Below are 894 nucleotides of genomic sequence, written 5' to 3'. Positions count from 1 at the left end.
TTGATTTCGGGACTGGTCGCGAGCCATGCCGGTGTATCGGTACCGACGTCGGGGCCAGGCCTGAACGGATCGAGCATCGCGCTGAACACCCGCAGTGCGCCGCGGGAATCTCGGCCGAGTCCGTCTTGCTGATAATGCCCGGATGAGCGCCGTTTACCGTGATGCGGGAGCCGGTGAGCCGCCGACCACGACGAAGCGCGCTGGCCGGTCACTCATGGGGCCGATCAGCGAGCGCAGCAGCAGGTACGGCGCGAGATGGTTGGTGGCCAGGGTTCGCTGGATACCTTCGGAGGTGATATCGCCGAGCTCCGCAGCTCTCAGTGCCTGTGAGCAAGGAAGTTACGGCTGCAAGGAAGCTGACTGAGTAAGGAAGCCACCGTCAGAGCAGCGTGCGGGGCCGGATGCGGTTCGCCTGGTCGACGAGGCGGACCCGGCTCGCCCGGTCACCGGCCAACCGGGCCATCTCTCGGTAGGTCTCGGCCAGCCCGAAGCGGAGGTCCCGTTCCACCATGACCCGACTGAGCAGGGTCGGTGGCCGGGGCGCATCCGCGGCCGGGTAGGCGGCCGGGTAGGTCATGACGAGGGCCAAGGCGGCGGTGAACAGGTCACGGTGCAGTTCGGCCCGGCGTCGTTCGCCCAGGTCGAGCCTTGGATCGGCCAGTATCGTCGCCGCCCGATGCAGGGCCGCCGATCCCGAGGCCGCGCGGTCTGGTCGGGCGGCCAGGCCGACGAGCACCCCGATCATGCGGATCCGCGACGCGGTGTAGGCGGCGGACGACGGAGGGACCCGTAGATAAGCGTCGATCTTGTCGGTCGGATCGGTCCGGCATCGGGCCAGCCCGAACGCCGCGCTGGTCGTGCTCGGATCGATGGTGGAGACGACGTCGAACAGGG

1 protein-coding gene is annotated in these 894 nt (G+C 68.5%); it reads right to left on the bottom strand.

Annotation, left to right across the window (positions count from 1 at the left end):
- Positions 1-379: 379 nt before the first annotated feature.
- A partial coding sequence (locus AC08ON_RS18090; RefSeq protein WP_476617435.1) for a tetratricopeptide repeat protein occupies positions 380-894 on the bottom strand: 515 nt, incomplete at its 5' end.

The organism is Frankia sp. CoWAU3 (assembly GCF_977971855.1).
Note: the sequence above shows the minus strand (reverse complement) of the source record. Positions and strands in the feature narration are given on the sequence as shown.